The sequence below is a fragment of the Heliobacterium chlorum genome, from assembly GCF_014502795.1.
Taxonomy (GTDB): domain Bacteria; phylum Bacillota; class Desulfitobacteriia; order Heliobacteriales; family Heliobacteriaceae; genus Heliobacterium; species Heliobacterium chlorum.
The window spans coordinates 26,922-48,482 of sequence record NZ_JACVHF010000012.1 but is presented as its reverse complement, the minus strand read 5'-3'; the positions used below and the strand labels follow the sequence as shown (position 1 = coordinate 48,482).

Genomic DNA, 21,561 nt, shown 5'->3' with positions numbered 1-21,561 from the left:
CTATTTCCCTCCTTCCGCAGCGGCGTTGGCAGGAGCCCGGCGGTCGCCGCGATTCCGGCGGTCACGACGGTCGTGACGTTCGGGACGTTCGGCAGTTTCTGGGGCTTCCGCGGCTTTATTTCTGGCACCGGGCAGAATTTCGCCTTTGTAGATCCACACTTTGACACCGATGATGCCATAGGTGGTTTTCGCTTCGGCAAAACCGTAGTCGATGTCGGCGCGCAGGGTGTGCAAGGGCACTTTCCCTTCGTTATACCATTCGGTACGAGCGATTTCCGCGCCGCCCAGACGACCAGAGACCATGATTTTGATCCCTTCGGCGCCGAGGCGCATGGTCCGACCGACAGACTGCTTCATGGCACGACGGAAGGATACGCGCTTTTCCAATTGGGCAGCCACGTTTTCCGCAACCAGTTGAGCGTCCATTTCGGGTTTTTTGATTTCTGCAATGTTAATATTGACTGCGCGACCAGTCATTTTTTCCAACTCTTTGCGCAGGACTTCCACTTCTGCGCCGCCCCGACCGATGACGATACCGGGTTTGGCAGTGTGGATGGTCACTTTGACGCGGTTGGCGGCCCGTTCGATTTCGATCCGGGCGATACCGGCAGCGTACAGTTTTTTCTTGACGTACTTCCGGATTTTCAGGTCTTCATGCAGCAGTTCGACGTAGTTCTTTTGAGAGAACCACCGGGCATCCCAGTCTTTAATGACGCCGATCCGCAAACCTTTGGGATTGACCTTTTGACCCACTGGTTATCCCTCCTTTGTGCCGGCGTTAGCTTTCTTAGCGGCAACAGGCTTGGCGGGCTTTTCGGCCACAACGATGGTGATGTGGCTCATCCGTTTTTTGATGACATCCGCCCGACCTTGCGCGCGGGGGCTGATACGTTTCATGCTGGGACCTTGGTCGACGTAGCAAGTTTGTACGTAGAGGTCCGCAACATTCATTTCAAAGTTGTGTTCGGCGTTAGCGACGGCAGATTTCAGCACTTTGCTGACGTCTGCGGCACTTTTAACCGGTGTGAATTTCAAGATGGCAAATGCGTCAGCGACAGCCTTGCCCCGAATGAGGTCAACCACTTTGCGGACCTTCCGGGGAGAGGTGCGGACGTACTTGGCCACTGCTTGGGCGGTTTTGCTTTCCATTGGCCTTCCTCCTCTTCTCCGTTGGCCTAGCGCAGACGGCTGGATTTCTCCGAACCGGCATGGCCTTTGAAGGTCCGGGTCGGGGCGAATTCACCGAGTTTGTGTCCAACCATGTCTTCGGTTACATAGACGGGGATGTGTTTTCGTCCGTCATGAACAGCGAAGGTATGACCGACAAATTGCGGAAATATGGTCGACCGTCTGGACCAGGTCTTGATGACCTTTTTCTCGCCTTTTTGAGTTAATTCTTCAACCTTTTTCAACAGATAGCTGTCAGCAAAAGGTCCTTTTTTCAGAGAACGGCTCATGCGCGATCCTCCCTTCTGGTCTCAGGTGCAGTTGTGAAGCCATATATGGTCTTCACGAACACACCTTACTTACGGCGTTTAACGATGAGTTTATCGGAAGCTTTTTTCTTCTTGCGAGTCTTGCCGCCGATAGCCACTTTACCCCAGGGGGTAACAGGTGCTTTGCGTCCAATCGGTGAACGGCCTTCGCCACCACCATGGGGGTGATCGACGGGGTTCATGACGACACCGCGAACGGTCGGGCGAATGCCCATCCAGCGTTTCCGGCCGGCTTTACCGATGGTGATGTTTTCATGTTCCAGGTGGCCCATCTGACCGACGGTAGCGCGGCATTCGACGAGCACTTTGCGCATTTCGCCGGAAGGCAAGCGCAGGGTGGCGTAGTCGCCTTCTTTGGCCATCAACTGAGCAGCAGCACCGGCGGAGCGGCAGATTTGACCGCCTTTACCAGGGCGCATTTCGATGTTGTGGATCAAAGTACCGACGGGGATGTTTTTCAAAGGCAAGCAGTTGCCTGTTTTGATATCTGCATCAGGACCAGAGACGATGGTGTCGCCCACTTTCAATCCGTTGGGAGCGATAATGTAGCGCTTTTCACCATCGGCATAGTGGAGCAGTGCGATACGGCCAGAGCGGTTCGGATCGTATTCGATTGCGGCCACTTTAGCAGGGATGCTGTCTTTGGTCCGCTTGAAATCGATGATCCGGTACATGCGTTTGTGGCCGCCGCCTTGGTGACGAACCGTCAGTTTGCCTTGGTTGTTACGACCGGCATTCTTCTTAAGGGGTTCGACCAAGGACTTCTCCGGTTGGGTCTTGGTGATCTCGTTAAAGTTCGCAACCGTCATCTGACGGACGCCAGGCGAGGTCGGCTTGAACTTTTTAACAGCCATTGGATTTCCCTCCTTCAGTCCGGCCGAGCTTAGACGCCTTCGAAGATTTCGATCTTATCGCCATCGGCCAGCGTGACGATGGCTTTTTTCTTGTCGGAAGTCCGCCCGGCGTATTTGCCCATGCGCTTCGGTTTACCTTTGACGTTCATGGTGCGGACATCGAGGACTTTGACGTTGAAGAGTTTTTCCACCGCATATTTGATCTCGATTTTATTCGAGTTAGGGTCAACGACGAAGGTGTACTTGTTCTCGCCAGCCAAGTCCATGGAACGTTCGGTGATCACCGGTTTTTTCACCACATCATATGGGCTGCGCATTAAGCGAACACCTCCTCCACTTTGGCTACGGCATCCTTGGTGATGACTAATTTGTCATGGTTGAGAATGTCATAGACGTTGATTCCCACTGCTTCGACAGGAGAGACGCCAGGTATGTTGCGGGCAGACTTGAAGATGGTTTCATCGATGTCTGCAGTCACCAACAGTGCCTTGCGTTCCACGTTCAGCTTGTCGAGGATACCTGCCATGGCTTTCGTTTTCGGAGCTTCCATGTCCAGTGTGTCCACAACGATCAGATTGCCGGTTTTGACCTTGTCCGACAGGGCCGATTTCAGGGCCAAGCGGCGGGCTTTTTTCGGCATGGAAATGGTGTAGTCGCGAGGCTGAGGTCCAAAGATGATGGCACCGCCACGCCACAGGGGGGAACGGCTGGTACCAGCACGGGCTCGGCCAGTTCCTTTTTGTCTCCAGGGCTTTTTACCGCCCCCGGAGACTTCGCCACGGGACTTGACTTTGTGAGTACCCCGCCGCCAGGCGGCCAGTTGGGTCACCACAGCCTGATGCATCACATGTTCGTTCGGTTCAATACCAAAAATCTCGTCATTCAAGTCGAGTTCGCCGACTTGATTGCCTTCGACGTTATAAACGGCTACTTTCGGCATTTCAGGTCCTCCTTTCTCCGGGGGATGGTTACTTGGCTTTTACGGAACTCTTGATCATGACGAGTCCCCGTTTCGGACCGGGAATCGCACCTTTGATCAGGAGCAAGTTGCGTTCTGCGTCGACGCGAACGACTTGCAGTTTTTGAACGGTGACCCGTTCATGTCCCATACGGCCAGGCATTTTGCGTCCTTTGAAGATCCGAGCCGGTCCTTTTGCACCGGCAGAACCAGGACGACGGTGGTATTTGGAACCGTGGGCCATAGGTCCGCGGTTGAAGTTGTGCCGTTTAATGCCGCCAGCGAAACCTTTACCTTTGGAGGTTCCGACGACGTCAACCAGTTCGCCAGCGGCGAAGAGGTCGGCTTTCAGTTCTTGTCCAACCGTGTATTGATCAATGCTGTCGACCTTGAATTCGCGCAGAGTCCGCACGAGGCGTACGCCTGCTTTTTTCAGGTGACCTTTTTTCGGTTTGTTCAGGAGTTTCTCACGAACGTCACCGAATCCGAGTTGGATGGCTTCGTAGCCGTCCTTCTCCATGGTCTTTTTCGTTACGACGACGCAGGGGCCAGCTTCGATAACAGTTACAGGAACCGCCACCCCGTTGTCGGCAAAAACATGCGTCATGCCAATTTTCCGGCCGAGAAGTCCTTTTTTAGGCAACGATGACACCTCCCATCTCTAGACAAGCCATTAGAGTTTAATTTCAATATCCACGCCTGCCGGCAAGTCCAGGCGCATGAGCGCGTCGACAGTTTTCGAGTTCGGCTCGAGGATGTCGATGAGGCGCTTGTGGGTGCGCATTTCGAACTGCTCACGCGAGTCCTTGTTGACGTGGGGAGAGCGCAAGATGGTGTAGATGCTCTTCTCCGTCGGCAGCGGAATCGGACCGGACACGGCAGCGCCTGTCCGCTTGGCAGTTTCAACGATCTTTTCGGAAGACTGGTCTAAAATCCGATGATCGAATGCCTTAAGGCGAATCCGAATTTTTTGTTTACCCATTTAGGTAAGTCCCTCCTTTAGTCGCCCGATTAATACGGACCTTCTCCACGAAAATTACCCCAACAACGCCCTCGGGTGTGTCCTATTCAAATGACACAAAGGTAGTAGAGCCCATCTATCCTAGGGTTAGTTGGGCAACCTTTCGCTTCATCGCAAAGCCAACCCACAATATGAAAGTTTATCATCGATCGTTCTAAAATGCAAGAGTTTATAAAATAAATTTAGAAAAAATCACATTTTAGACGTAAATAAACGACCGGGCGCCTGGTGACAGGGTACCCGGTCGTTTTGAAAAGCCTATCGATTACTCGATAATACCGGTGACAACGCCAGCGCCAACAGTCCGGCCGCCTTCGCGGATAGCGAAACGGAGACCTTCTTCGATAGCGATGGTTTTTTGCAGTTCGATAACCATTTTGATGTTGTCGCCAGGCATGCACATTTCAACGCCTTCAGGCAGTTGAACAAAACCGGTGACGTCGGTCGTCCGGAAGTAGAACTGGGGCCGATAGCCGTTGAAGAACGGAGTGTGGCGGCCGCCTTCTTCTTTGGAGAGGACGTACACTTCGGAGGTGAACTTGGTGTGGGGTTTGATGGAACCGGGCTTAGCCAGAACTTGGCCGCGCTCGATGTCCTTACGGTCTACACCGCGGAGCAGGGCGCCGATGTTGTCGCCAGCTTGAGCGAAGTCGAGAAGCTTGCGGAACATTTCAACACCGGTGACAACAGTTTTACGGGTGGCTTCAGCAAGACCAACCAGTTCAACTTCTTCACCGACTTTGATTTGACCCCGTTCAACCCGACCGGTAGCAACGGTACCACGACCGGTGATGGTGAAGACGTCTTCCACGGGCATCAAGAAGGGCTTGTCGGTAGCACGTTCCGGAGTGGGGATGTACTTGTCGACTTCGTCCATCAGAGCCCAGACTTTACCGCACCATTCGCAGGAGCGTTGGCCGCAACCGCATTCGAGGGCTTTCAGGCCGGAACCAGCAACGATGGGAATATCGTCGCCAGGGAATTCGTAGGAGGAGAGGAGTTCGCGAACTTCCATCTCAACCAGTTCCATCAGTTCGGCGTCATCAACCATGTCGGCTTTGTTCAGCCAAACAACGATGTAAGGAACGCCAACCTGACGGGCCAGGAGGATGTGTTCACGAGTTTGGGGCATGGGGCCGTCAGCAGCGGAGACAACGAGGATAGCGCCGTCCATCTGTGCAGCACCGGTGATCATGTTTTTGATGTAGTCAGCGTGGCCAGGGCAGTCCACGTGAGCATAGTGACGGGTGTCAGTTTCGTACTCGACGTGGGCGGTGTTAATGGTAATACCGCGCTCACGCTCTTCCGGAGCGGCGTCGATTTCATCATACTTCTTGAAAGAAGCTCCACCGACTTTGGAGAGAACCAGGGTAATGGCAGCGGTAGTGGTGGTTTTGCCATGGTCAACGTGACCGATGGTACCAATGTTTACGTGCGGCTTAGTACGCTCAAATTTAGCTTTTGCCATTTTGCACTCATCCTTCCTTTTCAGGATTTCAGTGTTGTGGGGTGGCTGAGCCACCCTCTATCTGGCGAAAACCACCCGCAGGCGGTTTAGCCTTGCCGTTTTGCGATAATGCCTTCGGCGATGTTCCGGGGTACTTCTTCGTAATGGCTGATCTGCATGATATACTGACCGCGGCCTTGTGTCCGGGAACGGAGGTCGGTCGCATAGCCAAACATTTCAGACAGCGGCACAAAGCCTTTAACGATTTGGGTATTGCCCCGGGCTTCCATACCTTCAATGCGGCCACGACGAGAGTTGATGTCGCCGATGACGTCGCCCATGTATTCTTCAGGGACGGTGACGTCCACTTTCATGACGGGTTCAAGAATGACCGGTTTCGCCTTTTGGGCAGCTTCTTTGAAAGCCATGGAACCAGCGATCTTAAAGGCCATTTCAGAGGAGTCCACATCGTGGTAAGAACCAAAGACCAGAGTAACGCGGAAGTCGATGGTCGGATATCCAGCTAACACACCGGTTAAGGCCGCTTCGCGGATACCGTTATCGATCGGGGCGATGTATTCACGAGGAATGACGCCACCGACGATTTTATTGACAAATTCGTAGCCTTGACCGGCTTCGAGCGGTTCGATCTCGATGACGGCGTGACCGTATTGACCACGACCACCGGACTGGCGGACGAACTTGCCTTCGGCCTTCGTTTTGCCACGGACGGTTTCTTTGTATGCAACTTGAGGGCGGCCGACGTTCGCGTCCACTTTGAACTCCCGTTGCATCCGGTCTACAATGATCTCCAGGTGAAGTTCACCCATACCGGAGATGATCGTTTGGCCAGTTTCATGATCCGTATGCATCTTGAAGGTCGGATCTTCTTCCGAAAGACGCTGCAGGGCGATACCCATTTTGTCTTGGTCTGCTTTCGTCTTAGGCTCGATCGCCACAGAGATAACAGGTTCCGGGAAGTCCATCGACTCAAGGATGATGGGAGATTTTTCGTCACAGAGCGTATCGCCGGTGGTCGTATCTTTCAGACCGACCGCCGCGGCGATGTCGCCGGTGTAAACTTCAGCAATCTCTTCCCGGTGGTTGGCGTGCATTTGAAGAATACGGCCAATCCGTTCCTTTTTACCCTTTGTGGAGTTGAATACATAGGAACCAGCCGCTAATTTGCCGGAGTATACCCGGAAGAAGGCCAGTTTACCTACGTAAGGGTCAGCCATGATTTTGAAAGTCAGGGCCGAGAAGGGCACATCGTCCGATACATCGCGCTGATCTTCTTCCCCAGAGTCAGGGTTGACCCCTTTCACCGCAGGGATATCGATCGGCGCAGGCAGGTATTCGACGACAGCATCGAGCAGCGGCTGGACGCCTTTGTTTTTAAAGGAAGAACCGCAAAGAACAGGTGTGAATTTGACGGCAAGAGTTCCTTGGCGCAGGCCATTGCGAATCTCTTCTTCTGTCAACTCTTCCCCTTCGAGGTACTTCATCATCAGTTCTTCGTCGCTTTCGGCAACGGCTTCTACCATTTTTTCACGGTATTCGTTGGCGATCTCGAGAAGATCTTCAGGGATTTCCGAGACGTCACTGGTTTTACCCAGGTCGTCGACGTAAATCATGGCTTTCATGGTGACCAGGTCGATGATGCCTTTGAACTGGTCTTCTGAGCCGATGGGCAGCTGAATCGGTACCGCATTCGCTCCGAGGCGATCCTTGATCATGGAAACGCCGCGGAAGAAGTCAGCGCCGGTCCGGTCCATCTTGTTGATATAGGCAATACGGGGTACACCGTATTTGTCAGCTTGTCGCCACACGGTTTCCGACTGAGGTTCTACGCCGCCGACTGAACAAAATACGGCGACGGCCCCGTCCAATACCCGCAGGGAACGTTCGACTTCTACAGTAAAGTCCACGTGGCCGGGCGTATCAATGATGTTAATCCGATGCCCGCGCCATTGGCAGGTGGTTGCCGCAGAGGTGATGGTGATGCCGCGCTCTTGCTCTTGCACCATCCAGTCCATGGTAGCAGCGCCATCATGAACTTCACCGATTTTGTGCACCCTGCCGGTATAAAACAGAATCCGTTCGGTAGTGGTTGTCTTACCGGCATCGATGTGAGCCATGATACCGATGTTACGAGTTTTGTCTAAAGGAAACTGCCTTGGCACGTTCGTTCCCCCTTTCTATAGGACTTCAGGTCCTGGCGGGACGTATATCTTTTCTTACCAGCGATAATGAGCAAAAGCCTTGTTGGCTTCAGCCATTTTATGTGTGTCTTCTTTTTTCTTCACGGCACCGCCGGTGCTGTTAGCGGCATCCATGATTTCGGCAGCCATTTTATCGGTCATGGTCTTGCCGGCCCGTTCACGGGCATATTTGACGAGCCAACGGATAGCCAGGGTCTGACGACGGTCAGGACGAACTTCGATCGGAACCTGGTAGTTAGCACCGCCAACCCGACGAGCTTTTACTTCCAGAAGCGGCATGATGTTTTTCATAGCAGCTTCAAGGACTTCCATCGGGTTTTTATTGGTTTTTTGTTGAATTACGTCGAAAGCGCCATACAGGATTTGCTCCGCAGTGCTTTTCTTCCCATCAAACATAACCTGATTGGCCAGCTTGGTGACCAATTTCGATTTGTAGATAGGATCGGGGAGCACTTCGCGCCTTGCGACAGAGCCTCTACGCGGCATTCAGTTTTCCCCCTCTTACTTTTTACCTTTGGCTGCGGTGGCAGCACCTTTTTTGGGACGTTTCGTTCCATATTTCGAACGGGCCTGGTTGCGGTTTTGGGTACCGGCTGTATCCAGAGCGCCACGAACGATGTGATAACGGACACCCGGAAGGTCTTTTACCCGACCACCGCGGACCAGAACAACGGAGTGTTCTTGAAGGTTGTGCCCGATACCGGGAATATAGGCGGTGACTTCCACCCCGTTGGTTAAACGGACCCGGGCTACTTTACGAAGAGCAGAGTTCGGCTTCTTCGGCGTCGTGGTATAAACACGAGTGCAAACCCCACGTTTTTGGGGGCACTCTTTTAACGCCGGAGCAGTCGATTTCTCTACGAGAACTTCTCTGCCTTTCCGAACGAGCTGGCTGATTGTCGGCATGAACATGCACCTCCTTCCCGGAATTCTTACAACTCACCCATGCGTATCGTCAGTGAAGAAATCTGTCTTATTCAGCCATGATGGCAGCAGAGGCACAGCCAACTTTAATATGACAAGCCTGGCCCAAAGCCTCCATCGTATCTACATTGACGACTGGGATCGCTTTTTCTTCACAAAGCTTCATTAAAGGATTTATCACATAAGGGTCAGCATCGACGGCAACAAACACCTGCTTTGCTTGCCCTTTCTCTACGGCCTTCAGGGTTTGCTTGGTCCCGACGGTTCGCTGCCGTGCCGATTTCAAGCGCTCTAAAGGCATAGTTATCCTCCTTTAACGAATCACACACTAGCTTATAGTATCACTTCTGAATGGGCGTGTCAACAAAAAAGCTGTTAACATCGCTTTTATATCAGCATAGAGGAAACGAGTTTTCAAAAAGGCCGGGAGCGTGTACCGATTGTTACCGCTCGCCTTAAGCAAGCAGCGAACAACCGATACCCGCACCTTCTTTACTGAGAAACTACCGGACCATTGTGCTCGTCGCAGTTAGGGGCTGCGAACAGAGCTGCTTAGGCTGGATATTCGTCCGTTTCGACTTCGTCGTTTTCCAATACGTCTTCTTCACCGGTGACAACTTGAATATTGCGGTAGCGGGACATACCCGTACCGGCAGGGATCAGTTTGCCGATGATGACGTTTTCCTTGAGGCCGAGCAGCGGATCGACTTTGCCTTTGATGGCGGCTTCCGTCAGTACCCGTGTCGTCTCTTGGAAGGACGCCGCCGACAAGAAGGAGTCCGTCGCCAAGGAGGCTTTGGTGATCCCCAAAAGGATCGGTCGAGCCGTTGCCGGCTCTTTGCCCAGTTCGATCGCTTTTACGTTCTCCGCTTCGAAATCAGCAATATCGATGAGACCGCCTGGCAGCAGTTCCGTATCGCCCGATTCTTCCACTTTGACTTTGCGCATCATCTGCCGGACCATGACTTCAATGTGTTTATCATTGATGTCAACACCTTGCAAACGGTACACGCGCTGGACTTCCCGCAGCAAGTACGTTTGCACGCCTTGAATACCGCGCACCCGCAGCATGTCGTGGGGGTTGACAGAGCCCTCGGTCATCTCCGTACCGGCCGGTACCCTTTGTCCGTCTTCCACTTTTAAGCGGGAATTGTAAGGGATCCCGTAATGATGGGTTTCGCCGTCATCCGATTGGATATCGATGTCTTTCCGCCCTTTGTTATCGACGATTTTGACGATACCGTCCGTTTCGGCGATGATGGCCAAGCCTTTTGGCTTCCGGGCTTCAAAGAGTTCTTCAACCCGCGGCAAACCTTGCGTGATGTCATCACCGGCAACACCACCGGTGTGGAAGGTACGCATCGTCAGCTGCGTTCCCGGTTCACCGATGGACTGGGCGGCTATGATACCGACGGCTTCCCCGATCTCAACGGTACGACCGGTCGCTAAGTTACGTCCGTAGCACTTCCGGCAGACACCGTAACGAGTTTTACAGGTGAGGACGGAGCGAATATATACAGAGTTGTGAGGCAGTTTTTGCTGCTTGATCAGTTGTTCAATCCGGTCGGCCTGATCTTGAGACATTTCTTCGCCGATCTGAGCCAGTTGTTCACCGGTCTCAGGATCGATGATATCTTCCATGGCATAGCGACCGGCTAAGCGGTCTGATAGGCGTTCAATGACTTGCTTGCCATCGACAATCGCTTCGACAGGAATGCCCTCGTGGGTGCCGCAGTCGACTTCACGGACGATGACGTCCTGCGAAACGTCGACGAGACGACGGGTCAGATAACCGGAGTCAGCCGTCCGTAAGGCTGTATCAGCAAGACCTTTCCGGGCGCCGTGAGTGGAGATGAAGTATTCCAACACGGTGAGTCCTTCCCGGAAGTTCGCTTTAATGGGCAAGTCGATGATTCGACCGGAAGGGTCGGCCATCAAACCGCGCATCCCGGCGAGCTGACGGATCTGCTGGATGTTACCGCGGGCACCAGAGGTGGCCATCATGTAGACGGGATTGAATTTGCTCAACGTGTTGAGGAGCGCCTGGGTCACATCATCGGTCGTCCGGTTCCAGATGTCGATGACTTTCTGATACCGTTCTTCTTCGGTGATCAAGCCACGGCGATACTGTCCTTCGACTTTTTCAACGGTGGCTTCAGCCTCTTTGAGGAGACGTTTCTTTTCTTCGGGAACATCGACGTCCGTAATGCCGACCGTGACGCCGGCCCGTGTCGAGTACTGATAGCCGAGCTTTTTGATGCCGTCGAGCATCTTGGCTGTCTCGCCGATGCCCAGCTTGTCATAACAGCGGGCGACGATGACACCGAGCTGCTTCTTGCCAACGACTTCGTTGATATAGCCGACTCGAGGCGGGATAACGTTATTGAAGATAAGCCGGCCGACGGTCGTGGTAAAGCGGCCCCGCTCATCGACAGTCCGCGCTTCCGGCTTCGCATACTCCAGGGCTTCCCGAACACGGTCGTTAAGGCGGATGCGAATTTTCGCCTGCAGATGAACCGATTTGGATTCATAGGCGGCGATCGCTTCCTCCATGGAAGCAAAGACCATGCCTTCGCCCCGGGCACCTTCCCGTTCGAGCGTCAGATAGTAGGAACCGATAACCATGTCCTGGGTCGGGGTGACGACAGGGCGGCCGTCTTTTGGGTTCAAGATGTTCTGGGCCGACAGCATCAGGTTCCGCGCTTCTGCCTGGGCTTCCGCTGACAGAGGGACGTGAACAGCCATCTGGTCACCGTCGAAGTCGGCGTTATAGGCCGTACAGACAAGGGGGTGAATCTGCAGCGCCCGTCCTTCAACAAGGACCGGCTCGAAGGCTTGAATGCCTAAACGGTGCAAGGTTGGGGCGCGGTTCAAAAGAACAGGATGTTCGGCGATGACGTCCTCCAGGACATCCCAGACTTCATTTTTGACGCGTTCTACCATCCGTTTGGCACTCTTAATGTTATGGGCATGGCCGTCTTCGACCAGCTTCTTCATGACAAAAGGCTTGAATAATTCCAGGGCCATTTCTTTGGGCAACCCGCATTGGTGGAGATTCAAGTCAGGACCGACGACGATAACGGAACGACCGGAGTAGTCGACCCGTTTTCCGAGTAGGTTCTGACGGAAACGACCTTGCTTGCCTTTGAGCATATCGGACAAGGACTTTAAGGGGCGGTTCCCCGGTCCGGTGACAGGACGTCCGCGCCGTCCGTTGTCGATGAGTGCGTCCACGGCTTCTTGCAGCATCCGTTTTTCGTTGCGGACGATGATATCGGGGGCGCCCAAATCGAGAAGACGCTTCAAGCGGTTGTTCCGGTTGATCACGCGCCGGTACAAATCGTTTAAGTCCGATGTGGCAAAACGACCGCCGTCGAGCTGAACCATGGGGCGCAGTTCTGGCGGAATGACGGGGACTACGTCCATGATCATCCAATCAGGACGGTTGCCGGAGTTTTTGAAGGCTTCAACCACTTCCAGGCGGCGTATGGCCCGCACCTTGCGTTGGCCTGTCACTTCTTTCAGTTCCTGGCGCAGCTCTTCACAGAGTTGATCCAGATCCATCTCACTGAGCAGATCTTTGATCGCTTCGGCGCCCATTCCGGCTTTGAAACGGCTGCCGTACTTTTCCCGGTGCTCCCGGTACTCCGTCTCTGTCAGCAGTTGTTTCTTCATCAGCGGTGTGTCACCGGCATCGATGACGATGTAGGCGACAAAATAAAGCACCTTTTCCAGGGAACGCGGCGACATGTCTAAAAGCAAGCCCATACGGCTGGGAATGCCTTTGAAATACCAAATGTGAGATACCGGTGCAGCCAGATCAATATGACCGAGCCGTTCACGGCGGACTTTCGAACGGGTTACTTCCACACCGCAGCGATCGCAGACGATGCCTTTATAGCGGACCCGTTTGTATTTGCCGCAATGACATTCCCAGTCCCGGGTCGGTCCAAAAATCCGTTCACAGAACAGACCGTCCCGTTCCGGTTTTAGGGTTCGGTAGTTGATTGTCTCCGGTTTTTTTACTTCTCCACTCGACCATTGCTTGATCAGCTCCGGTGAGGCCAGACCGATACGCATACGGTCAAAATTATTGACGTCGAGCAACGGTTTCTCTCCCTTCCGGTTCGTCACCCGCGGGCTTACTCTTCCTCCAGCTCATCCAAGGCGTCTTGCAGGAAGCCAGCCGCAAAATCCAAGTCTTCCTCGTCGTCCGATTCCTCAGGGATCGGATTGGGTACGTTGTCAGCCTCTGGTCTTTCTTCACCTTGAATGTCGATGCCCAGTTCTTTGGCTGTCTCCGCTACGTCTTCTTCCACTTCTTTGATCTCGATTTCCCGCTCGTCTTCGGACAGGATTTTTACATCCAACCCGAGGCTCTGCAGTTCTTTGATCAAGACTTTGAAGGATTCAGGCACACCCGGTTCAGGGATGTTTTCACCCTTCACGATGGCTTCATACGTTTTCACCCGACCGACCACGTCGTCAGACTTGACCGTAAGGATTTCTTGCAGGGTATAGGCGGCACCATAGGCTTCCAAAGCCCAAACTTCCATCTCGCCGAAACGCTGTCCGCCGAACTGAGCTTTACCGCCGAGCGGCTGCTGCGTGACGAACGAGTAAGGACCGGTGGAACGAGCATGGATCTTGTCGTCGACAAGGTGAGCCAGTTTCAACACATACATGTATCCGACCGTAATCGGGTTGTCAAAGGGTTCCCCTGTACGACCATCAAAAAGGATAGTTTTACCCAGCGGAATGGTCGGGAAGATCTCCCGCATGTGTTCGGTCCGCGCGTCAGACATGGCTGTCTCCGCCAATTCAGGCAGACGGGCTTGTGTCAGGAATTCGTAGATATCTTCTTCGGTGGCGCCGTCGAAAACAGGCGTGGCCACACGGATGCCTCTTTCACCGCTCGGTTCGCCGTCGGCGAGCAAGCCCCGATCGATGTTTTTCGATGCCCAGCCGAGATGACACTCCAAGACCTGCCCGATGTTCATCCGGGAAGGAACGCCCAGCGGATTCAAGACGATTTCAACAGGCGTGCCGTCGGGGAGATAAGGCATCTCCGCTTCGGCCATGATGCGAGAGATAACCCCTTTGTTTCCGTGACGACCGGCCATCTTGTCGCCTTGGGAAATCTTCCGTTTTTGGGCGATGTAGCAGCGCACCAGTTGGTTTACACCCGGTGCCAGTTCATCACCGTTTTCACGGGAGAATACTTTCACGTCGACGATCTTGCCGGCTTCGCCGTGAGGTACGCGAAGGGATGTATCGCGGACTTCGCGAGCTTTTTCACCGAAGATGGCCCGCAAGAGCCGCTCTTCTGCCGTCAGTTCCGTTTCGCCTTTCGGCGTCACTTTACCGACGAGGATATCGCCCGGTCGAACTTCGGCTCCGACACGGATAATTCCGCGATCGTCTAAGTCCTTGAGAACTTCTTCGCCCACGTTCGGAATGTCACGGGTGATCTCTTCGGGACCGAGCTTGGTATCGCGAGAATCGCACTCATATTCTTCAATATGAATAGAGGTAAAGTAATCTTCTCTGACGAGTTTTTCGTTGACTAAGATAGCGTCTTCGTAGTTGTACCCTTCCCAGGTCATGAAGGCGACAAGGACGTTGCGACCGAGAGCCAGTTCGCCCTGGTCGGTGGAAGGTCCGTCCGCGATGATGTCGCCGGCTTCCACCCGCTGCCCTTTCCGGCAGATGGGCTTCTGGTTGATGCACGTGCCTTGGTTGGAACGCAAAAACTTGAGCAGCTTGTGCTGTTCCAGCGTGCCGTCATCAGAGCGGATGATGATTTCATCACCAGTGACCCGTTCGATGACACCGGGTTTCTTGGCTATGGCTACGACGCCGGAGTCTTTCGCTGCTTTGTATTCCATACCGGTGCCCACGTAGGGAGCATCGGTCCGGAGCAGAGGCACGGCCTGACGTTGCATGTTGGCACCCATGAGGGCCCGGTTCGCGTCGTCGTGTTCCAAGAAGGGAATCAAAGCTGTCGCGATCGATACAACCTGCTTCGGTGACACGTCCATATAATCGACCATTTCCACAGGCACCACGAGGATGTCATGGCCATGGCGTGCGTTGACCTTGTTTTGAACGAAGCGTCCTTCTTCATCCAAGGGTGCGTTCGCCTGAGCGACGATGAATTTATCTTCTTCATCAGCGGTCAGGTAATCGATCTGCTCGGTCACGGCACCCCGTTCTTTGTCGACTTTCCGGTAAGGTGTCTCGATGAAACCGAATTCGTTGATCCGCGCGAATGTGGACAAGGAACCGATCAAACCGATGTTCGGACCTTCCGGCGTCTCAATGGGGCACATCCGTCCGTAGTGGGAGTGGTGAACGTCCCGCACTTCGAAACCGGCCCGTTCCCGCGAAAGACCGCCAGGACCGAGGGCAGAGAGACGGCGTTTGTGGGTCAGTTCGGCGAGAGGGTTCGTCTGATCCATAAACTGCGACAACTGGGAAGATCCGAAGAATTCCTTGATCGCCGCCACGACAGGACGAATATTGATGAGCACCTGCGGGGTGATAACTTCTACGTCTTGAATGGTCATCCGTTCTCGGACGACCCGTTCCATCCGGGACAGGCCGATGCGGAACTGGTTTTGCAGCAGTTCGCCGACGGAACGCAAGCGCCGGTTACCCAGGTGATCGATATCATCGGCATGGCCTTCGCCCTGCATCAGCTTGAGCATTTCACGGACTGTGGCGATGATATCATCCTTGGTGAGATGGCGAATCTCTTTTTCTATTTGCAAGCCAAGGCGTTTATTGATTTTATAACGGCCTACTTTGGCTAGGTCATACCGTTTCGGGTCGAAGAACAGCGTATCTAGCAACGAGCGGGCGCTGTCCACTGTCGGCGGTTCACCGGGACGGAGTCGCTTGTAGATCTCGACGAGCGCCTCTTCGGTGTTTTCCGTGTTGTCCCGTTCTAAGGTGATGCGGATACGCTCGTCACCATCGAAGAGCTCATGGACCTGAACGTTGTTCGAATAGCCCAGCGCTCGGATCAATACGGTAGCCGGCAGTTTTCGAGTCCGGTCGATACGGACATAGACGTTGTCATTGGCATCGGACTCAAACTCCAACCATGCACCACGGTTGGGGATCATGGTCGCCCCATAGACTTTTTTGCCGCTCGTCGGGTCTGTCGTCTCATTAAAATAGACGCCAGGCGAACGGACCAATTGGCTGACGATAACCCGCTCGGCACCGTTGATGATGAAGGTGCCTTTTTCGGTCATCAGTGGGAAGTCGCCCATGAAAACTTCCTGTTCCTTGACCTCGCCCGTCTCTTTATTGATCAGACGGACTTTGACGCGCAGCGGAGCAGCGAAAGTGACATCGCGCTCTTTACACTCTTCTACGCTATACTTGGGTTCCCCCAGGGAATAGTCGATGAACTCCAGGATCAGGTTTCCGGTGAAGTCCTGAATGGGCGAGATATCGCGAAACATCTCGCGCAAGCCCTCGTCAAGAAACCAGCGATACGAATTTTGTTGGATTTCTATCAGGTTGGGCATGTCCATGACTTCCTGGATGCGGGCGAAGCTCCAACGCTCTCGTGGCCCACATTGCACAGGATATACCATCCGTATTCACCTCTTGATTCGTGATAGCAAAACAAAAGAAACACCAGCGAGAGGGTCTATCCCTACCCTCTAGTCAAACTGGGTTTCTTCTTTAACATGCGGCAACAGACTCCCTCCCCGGCGAGTCCCAATCGGCATACCCTTAGGTTCCCCCTCATATCCGGGTATTCTAACCTGTCAACCATCAAAATATTCCAGATTATGTACTTGCTGTTGGGAAAGGTCGCCCAAAACACAAGTACGATCGCAAGATATAATTTTAGCACAAGAGGTACCATTTGTCAACGAAAGGAAAGCTTCGGCGAGGTAAAAAAAGCAGGACGGTTGGGTCCGCCCTGCTTTTCTGGTTTGTCTATGATGCTGAAATTACTTAACTTCGACGGAAGCGCCGGCTTCTTCAAGTTTCTTCTTGATGCTTTCGGCTTCTTCTTTAGCGATTTTTTCTTTAACGGCTTTAGGAGCGCCATCGACGAGGTCTTTGGCTTCTTTCAGGCCGAGGCCGGTGATTTCACGAACGACTTTGATGACGTTCACTTTTTTGTCGCCAGCGGCTTTGAGGATAACGTCGAATTCGGTTTGCTCTTCAACAGCAGGAGCAGCAGCAGCAGCAGCAGGCATTGCAGCCATAGCTACAGGGGCAGCGGCGCTTACGCCAAATTCTTCTTCGAAAGCTTTGACCAGTTCGGCCAGTTCGAGGACGGTCAGGCCTTTGACCGCTTCGATGATTTCAGCGATTTTACTCATGGTAATGAATTCCTCCATTTGATAATATCAAATTTTTTTAGAACTATGTTGACGGCTAACCGTCAGGCAACTAGGCGATTTCTTTTTGCTTGCGCAGGTCTTCCAAGGCGTAACCCAGCTTGCGAATCGGACCTTGGAGCACGTTGACCAGGCCGACCAGGGGACCTTGAATTCCGGCCAGGACTTGAGCCAGCAGAACTTCCCGAGAAGGAAGATCGGCCAAGGCTTTGACTCCATTGGCATCGATGACTTTTCCGTCAACGACACCGCCTTTTACGGCGAAGTTTTTGTTTTTCGTGGTTTTGGCGAACTCAGTCAGGACTTTGGCCGGAGCCACGGCATCGGTCAAACCGAAGGCAATGGCAGTGGGGCCAGCGAGATATACATCCAGTCCTTGAATTCCCAGTTCAGCAGCAGCGATGCTGGTCAGTGTGTTTTTGCAGACTTTGAAGTCAACACCGACTTCGCGGCATTTGTTACGCAGGTCCGTAGCTTCTTTCACCGTCATACCCCGGAAGTCGACCAGTACACAGGACTGGGCTTGACCGAGTTTTTCTTTGATTTCCACCAAGGACTCTGCTTTTACAGCTTTCGTGGTCATACGGGCTATTTCACCCCCTTTTTCGGGAAAAGCGGAAAAGCCTCCGCTTTCAACAGCAGAGGCTTCGACATGACAAATCAATCCCAAGTAAGAAATCTATATCTCTCACCGGTTTATTTCGTCAAATCACCTCGGCAGGCGCTTGCGCCTTAAGCCGTAAGATTACGGCACCTGCTGTCTTCAGCGAATCTTTTCAATTTCAAATTATCAGCACTATCTATACTAACCAGTAGTCATCCACTTGTCAAGTTTAAAAACTACTGAGCTTGTACGGCATGGGGTTTGAGCGGGTTGATCCGCACACCAGGGCTCATGGTAGAAGACAGGGTAATGCTCTTGATGTACTGGCCTTTAGCAGCAGCCGGCTTGGCTTTCAACAGGGTGTCGAGCAGCACCTGATAGTTTTCCAGCAACTTCTGCGCATCAAAGGAAGCCTTTCCAATGGGAGCATGGATGATACCCGTCTTGTCAACGCGGTACTCAATCTTACCAGCCTTGATCTCTTGAATGGCGCGAGCCACATCAAAAGTAACCGTGCCGGTTTTGGGGTTGGGCATAAGGCCTTTGGGACCGAGCACACGGCCCAGTTTACCGACCATACCCATGACATCGGGAGTCGCAACGGCTACGTCGAAATCGAACCAGCCGCCTTGGATCTTTTCTACGAGGTCTTCCGCGCCGACAAAATCAGCACCTGCAGCCTCAGCTTCTTTGGCTTTGTCGCCTTTGGCGAAGACAGCCACTTTGCGGGTTTTACCGGTACCGTGGGGAAGAACAACAGCGCCGCGGATCATTTGATCGGCATGGCGGGGGTCAACACCCAAACGGAAAGCGGCTTCAATGGTTTCGTCGAACTTGGCCGTAGCCATTTTCTTGACGACTTCCATTGCTTCCGGAGCATCTACAACCGTATCCCGGTCCACCATTTTTGCGTTTTCCAGGTACTTCTTACCGTGTTTCGGCATGATTTTTCCTCCTTGTGGTTAGGCGGAACCTAGCGGCCCCTCCCACAATCTTTTCGACCGATAGACAGTACGCTTAGACGATTTCGATACCCATGCTGCGGGCAGTACCCTCAACCATGCGCATCGCCGCTTCGACGCTAGCTGCGTTCAGGTCTTTCATTTTCAGTTCAGCGATCTCTTTGACTTTGTCTTTCGATACTTTACCCACTTTTTTCTTGTTGGGGGTACCGGAAGCTGTCTCAACACCGGCGGCTTTTTTCAGCAGAACTGCTGCCGGAGGAGTCTTCGTGACAAAAGTGAAAGAACGGTCCTCGTAAACGGTGATTTCAACGGGAATGATCAGGCCTGCTTGGGAGGCCGTAGCTTCGTTGTACTGTTTACAGAAGGCCATAATATTAACCCCGTGCTGACCGAGAGCCGGACCGACCGGGGGAGCAGGGTTAGCTTTACCTGCAGGACATTGCAGTTTTACGACTGCGACAACTTTTTTTGCCATTGTATAATGCCACCTCCTTAACTTGATCTGTGGTAGTTTTATTGATTATGATAATTTTTCAACCTGTGCAAAATCAAGTTCCACAGGGGTTTCCCTGCCGAACATGGAAACAAGCACTTTCAGCTTGCCTTTTTCCGGTTGAATATCTTCGATAATCCCAATAAAATCTTGAAAGGGACCAGAGATGACGCGTACGTTCTGCTTGAGTTCAAAATCATGGCGCGTTTTCGCGTCTTCAAGACCCATCGATTTCAAAATGTAGGCCATCTCACCGGGTTGCAAGGGGATCGGCTTCGTTCCCGGGCCGACAAACCCTGTTACCCCTGGTGTATTCCGCACTACATACCAGGAATCATCGGTCATAATCATCTCAACGAGGACATAACCTGGAAACACTTTGCGCTTGGTGACTTTGCGCTTGCCGTTTTTGATCTCGACTTCATCTTCCATGGGAACAAGGATGCGAAAGATCTTGTCCTCCATGTTCATCGATTCTACCCGGCGTTCCAGGTTGGCTTTCACTTTGTTCTCATAGCCGGAGTAGGTGTGTATTACATACCACTGTTTGTCCATGCTACTTGATCAACTGCCCTAAGGCGAGTCCCAATGCTTCATCCACCAAGAAAATCACGACACCGACGATGACGACAGATGCGATAACTACCCCGGTGTATGAGATTACCTGCTGGCGGGTGGGCCAATGCACTTTTTTCAGCTCATTTGCTACACCCTTGGCAAAGTCCTGGGATCGAGCCGACGAACTTTGAGCCGCTGCCGGCTTCTTGGCAGGTTCCTTGGTCGAGGTACCTTTTGTCACCTTTTCACTTTTCTCGACCTTTTCAGGCTTCTCCAGTTTCTTTGTTTCGCCCACAGGAACTCCCTTCCTTTTGACCGATTACCATCAAGGGCACCGCGGTCAACATATCGTCATCCACGGTCTGACTCTTGAGGGACAAAAACACCGTCAGAAGGTCTGTACTGCTTCAGTTAAGTAAAAACTACTTCGTTTCTTTATGAACCGTTTGGCTTTTGCACCACTTGCAGTATTTCTTCAGTTCAATCCGATCGGGATCGTTCTTCTTGTTTTTGTTGGTCATGTAATTACGGCGCTTGCATTCGGTGCAGGCCAGAGCAACTCCGACACGCATCTGCGACACCTCCCCTGCTTGATTAACAAAACCACCCAGCCGGGTGGTCCGAATTTACCCATTACCCAAATTACTTTAGCATAAGCAAATCCGGAAGTCAACAACGTTCCCTGGTGCTTCTGCAACTTCCGGATTATGGGCGGAGAGGTATTCCTACACATTATGTCCCGCTTCCCCTCGAGATATAAGGACGGCCAGAAAAAAACCACCCTGTACAGGGTGGTCTTACTTCGTCACATCAACGATGTCTTTGCTTAAAAAGCGAATGTCGCGGTTCGGGCTTTTATCCTTAACTCCGTTGGCCGCAGCAGCTCGTTCTTCATCGCGGTTTTCCAGGTACTTTTCCAGTTTGCGTTTGACCCGCTGGAGTGCATTATCGATGGATTTGACATGCCGCTTCAGGTCGACAGCGATCTCCTGGTACGACTTGCCCTCCAGGTAGGACATCAAGACTTTCCATTCGAGCGAACTTAGGATTTCGCCCATTTTTTCTTCAATATCATCAAACTCTTCCCGGCTGATGATCAATTCTTCGGGGTCCGTGATTTTCGTTCCCGAGATGACATCAAGCAGGGTGCGATCGGAATCTTCGTCGTATATGGGCTTATTCAGCGATACATAGGAGTTCAAGGGTATGTGCTTTTGCCGCGTCGCCGTCTTGATGGCCGTGATGATCTGACGAGTGATGCACAACTCGGCAAAGGCGCGAAACGAAGAAAGTTTATCACACCGGAAGTCTCGAATCGCTTTATAGAGTCCGATCATGCCTTCCTGAATGATATCTTCCCGGTCAGCCCCGATTAAAAAGTAGGAACGGGCTTTGGCACGAACGAAGTTCTTATATTTATTGATCAAGTATTCCAGGGCTTCTTCGTCGCCCTCTTTGGCCAGTTCTACGACTTCTTCGTCCACGAGTTGCTCAAAGTCGTCCAACAATTCTCTCTGGGCATTCACACTCACGCCTATCGCCCCCACCTATAGAGTTTCCCCGTAATATCACCGGTTGGTGTGAAGCCCTGTTCCACCTGGAACGGGTTGTCCCTTCGGAACAACCTCATTATACCCGAAGGAGTTT

Annotated in this window: 23 protein-coding genes and 1 other annotated feature; all 23 genes read right to left on the bottom strand. The window is 52.8% G+C overall.

The window, feature by feature from the left end; genetic code table 11:
* The gene (rpsC, locus tag H1S01_RS12135; protein WP_188040743.1) at positions 1-753 is read right to left on the bottom strand and encodes a 30S ribosomal protein S3; all 753 of its coding nucleotides are present in this window, start codon (positions 751-753) and stop codon (positions 1-3) included.
* A 3-nt stretch (positions 754-756) separates the two neighbouring features.
* Positions 757-1,149: a 50S ribosomal protein L22 gene (gene rplV / locus H1S01_RS12130; RefSeq protein WP_155476569.1), complete on the bottom strand. Its 393-nt coding sequence runs from the start codon at positions 1,147-1,149 to the stop codon at positions 757-759.
* 26 nt (positions 1,150-1,175) lie between these two features.
* Positions 1,176-1,457 carry a 30S ribosomal protein S19 gene (rpsS, locus tag H1S01_RS12125; RefSeq protein WP_155476570.1) on the bottom strand — a complete coding sequence of 94 codons (282 nt, stop codon included), beginning with the start codon at positions 1,455-1,457 and terminating at the stop codon, positions 1,176-1,178.
* Positions 1,458-1,522: 65 nt separating this feature from the next.
* Positions 1,523-2,350, bottom strand: a complete 828-nt coding sequence (gene rplB, locus H1S01_RS12120; protein ID WP_188040742.1) for a 50S ribosomal protein L2 — start codon at positions 2,348-2,350, stop codon at positions 1,523-1,525.
* A gap of 29 nt (positions 2,351-2,379) precedes the next feature.
* Positions 2,380-2,667 carry a 50S ribosomal protein L23 gene (gene rplW, locus H1S01_RS12115; protein WP_155476572.1) on the bottom strand — a complete coding sequence of 96 codons (288 nt, stop codon included), beginning with the start codon at positions 2,665-2,667 and terminating at the stop codon, positions 2,380-2,382.
* Positions 2,667-3,290, bottom strand: a complete 624-nt coding sequence (rplD, locus tag H1S01_RS12110; protein ID WP_188040741.1) for a 50S ribosomal protein L4 — start codon at positions 3,288-3,290, stop codon at positions 2,667-2,669. The genes rplW and rplD overlap by 1 nt, the downstream gene beginning before the upstream one ends.
* 28 nt (positions 3,291-3,318) lie before the next feature.
* Positions 3,319-3,951, bottom strand: a complete 633-nt coding sequence (gene rplC, locus H1S01_RS12105; RefSeq protein ID WP_155476574.1) for a 50S ribosomal protein L3 — start codon at positions 3,949-3,951, stop codon at positions 3,319-3,321.
* A 30-nt stretch (positions 3,952-3,981) separates the two neighbouring features.
* Positions 3,982-4,290 (bottom strand): 30S ribosomal protein S10, encoded by a 309-nt coding sequence (rpsJ, locus tag H1S01_RS12100; protein ID WP_155476575.1) that lies wholly within the window; start codon positions 4,288-4,290, stop codon positions 3,982-3,984.
* Between the two features lie 304 nt (positions 4,291-4,594).
* Complete coding sequence (gene tuf / locus H1S01_RS12095; RefSeq protein WP_188040740.1) at positions 4,595-5,797, bottom strand: elongation factor Tu; 1,203 nt, start codon at positions 5,795-5,797, stop codon at positions 4,595-4,597.
* An 86-nt stretch (positions 5,798-5,883) separates the two neighbouring features.
* A complete protein-coding gene (fusA, locus tag H1S01_RS12090; RefSeq protein ID WP_188040739.1) occupies positions 5,884-7,959 on the bottom strand; it encodes an elongation factor G in 2,076 nt (691 codons plus the stop codon).
* A 54-nt stretch (positions 7,960-8,013) separates the two neighbouring features.
* Positions 8,014-8,484 carry a 30S ribosomal protein S7 gene (gene rpsG, locus H1S01_RS12085; RefSeq protein WP_155476577.1) on the bottom strand — a complete coding sequence of 157 codons (471 nt, stop codon included), beginning with the start codon at positions 8,482-8,484 and terminating at the stop codon, positions 8,014-8,016.
* A 15-nt stretch (positions 8,485-8,499) separates the two neighbouring features.
* Complete coding sequence (rpsL, locus tag H1S01_RS12080; protein WP_155476578.1) at positions 8,500-8,904, bottom strand: 30S ribosomal protein S12; 405 nt, start codon at positions 8,902-8,904, stop codon at positions 8,500-8,502.
* 67 nt (positions 8,905-8,971) lie between these two features.
* A complete protein-coding gene (locus H1S01_RS12075) occupies positions 8,972-9,223 on the bottom strand; it encodes a L7Ae/L30e/S12e/Gadd45 family ribosomal protein (RefSeq protein WP_155476579.1) in 252 nt (83 codons plus the stop codon).
* Between the two features lie 251 nt (positions 9,224-9,474).
* On the bottom strand, positions 9,475-13,029 hold the full coding sequence (gene rpoC / locus H1S01_RS12070) for a DNA-directed RNA polymerase subunit beta' (protein ID WP_279287001.1): 3,555 nt from the start codon (positions 13,027-13,029) through the stop codon (positions 9,475-9,477).
* 35 nt (positions 13,030-13,064) lie between these two features.
* Entirely contained in the window at positions 13,065-16,532 is a 3,468-nt protein-coding gene (rpoB, locus tag H1S01_RS12065; RefSeq protein ID WP_188040738.1) for a DNA-directed RNA polymerase subunit beta, read from the bottom strand.
* 366 nt (positions 16,533-16,898) lie between these two features.
* Complete coding sequence (rplL, locus tag H1S01_RS12060; protein ID WP_188040737.1) at positions 16,899-17,276, bottom strand: 50S ribosomal protein L7/L12; 378 nt, start codon at positions 17,274-17,276, stop codon at positions 16,899-16,901.
* A 70-nt stretch (positions 17,277-17,346) separates the two neighbouring features.
* Entirely contained in the window at positions 17,347-17,877 is a 531-nt protein-coding gene (gene rplJ, locus H1S01_RS12055) for a 50S ribosomal protein L10 (RefSeq protein WP_188040736.1), read from the bottom strand.
* 24 nt (positions 17,878-17,901) lie between these two features.
* Positions 17,902-18,079: a sequence feature (ribosomal protein L10 leader region), on the bottom strand.
* A 55-nt stretch (positions 18,080-18,134) separates the two neighbouring features.
* Positions 18,135-18,842: a 50S ribosomal protein L1 gene (gene rplA / locus H1S01_RS12050; RefSeq protein ID WP_188040735.1), complete on the bottom strand. Its 708-nt coding sequence runs from the start codon at positions 18,840-18,842 to the stop codon at positions 18,135-18,137.
* Between the two features lie 73 nt (positions 18,843-18,915).
* On the bottom strand, positions 18,916-19,338 hold the full coding sequence (gene rplK, locus H1S01_RS12045) for a 50S ribosomal protein L11 (protein WP_188040734.1): 423 nt from the start codon (positions 19,336-19,338) through the stop codon (positions 18,916-18,918).
* A gap of 45 nt (positions 19,339-19,383) precedes the next feature.
* Positions 19,384-19,911, bottom strand: a complete 528-nt coding sequence (nusG, locus tag H1S01_RS12040; protein ID WP_188040733.1) for a transcription termination/antitermination protein NusG — start codon at positions 19,909-19,911, stop codon at positions 19,384-19,386.
* 1 nt (position 19,912) lies between these two features.
* Positions 19,913-20,209: a preprotein translocase subunit SecE gene (gene secE / locus H1S01_RS21995; RefSeq protein WP_341479096.1), complete on the bottom strand. Its 297-nt coding sequence runs from the start codon at positions 20,207-20,209 to the stop codon at positions 19,913-19,915.
* Positions 20,210-20,336: 127 nt separating this feature from the next.
* Complete coding sequence (gene rpmG / locus H1S01_RS12030; RefSeq protein WP_155476586.1) at positions 20,337-20,486, bottom strand: 50S ribosomal protein L33; 150 nt, start codon at positions 20,484-20,486, stop codon at positions 20,337-20,339.
* A 225-nt stretch (positions 20,487-20,711) separates the two neighbouring features.
* Positions 20,712-21,446, bottom strand: a complete 735-nt coding sequence (gene sigH / locus H1S01_RS12025) for an RNA polymerase sporulation sigma factor SigH (RefSeq protein ID WP_341479095.1) — start codon at positions 21,444-21,446, stop codon at positions 20,712-20,714.
* Positions 21,447-21,561: the final 115 nt, after the last annotated feature.